Genomic DNA, 906 nt, shown 5'->3' with positions numbered 1-906 from the left:
TCTAAAGCTATCATCAACTTTAAAGCCGACTTGGCCAAGAAAACGCTCGGCCCCCGTGGGCGAGAAGTCTTAAATCGCTTGATGCCAAAAGTGTTTGACGCGGTGTTTGCCCACCCAGACGCTCAATTTGGTTTACCGCGAGTGTTGCACTTACTGCACAATATTTGCACGCGCACGACGTACTTAGAATTGTTGGATGAACACCCTGCCGCATTGGTGCAGTTAGTGCGCTTGTGTACCGCAAGTCCAATGATTTCCGAACAGTTGTCTCGTTATCCAATCCTTCTGGATGAGTTGATAGATCCTCAACAACTGTACAACCCAATTCCACTCGATAGCTATCGCACTGAATTGCGCGATTTCCTTGCTCGTATTCCCGAAGATGATATGGAGCAGCAAATGGAAGCGCTGCGTCAGTTTAAGCAAATTTGTATTCTACGTATTGCCGCAGCGGATATCGCTGGCGTGCTTCCAGTCATGAAAGTAAGTGATCACTTAACTTATCTAGCAGAAGCCATTGTTGAAGCGGTGGTCAGCCAAGCGTGGCTTCAAGTGTCTGAAAAATACGGCGAGCCAACACACGTGAAAGACCGTGAAGGCAAAGGCTTTGCCGTGATCGGTTATGGTAAAGTCGGTGGATGGGAGTTGGGCTACAACTCAGACTTAGATATTGTCTTTATGCACGACTGCCCAGTTAATGTATACACCGATGGTAAGAAGGAAATTGACGGTCGTCAGTTCTACCTTCGCTTAGCACAGCGCATCATCCATATTTTCTCAACCCGCACCGCATCAGGCATTCTATACGAAGTGGACACTCGCTTACGTCCTTCTGGGGCGTCCGGCCTGTTGGTGAGTCCAACCGATGCGTTTGATGATTATCAACATCAAGATGCGTGGACTTGG

At 48.2% G+C, this 906-nt stretch carries 1 pseudogene; it reads left to right on the top strand.

Annotation, left to right across the window (positions count from 1 at the left end):
- Nucleotides 1-906: pseudogene (locus tag R7040_RS25265) on the top strand (bifunctional glutamine synthetase adenylyltransferase/deadenyltransferase); the annotation flags it as partial.

It is taken from the genome of Vibrio sp. 1069 (assembly GCF_033340555.1).
Note: the sequence above shows the minus strand (reverse complement) of the source record. Positions and strands in the feature narration are given on the sequence as shown.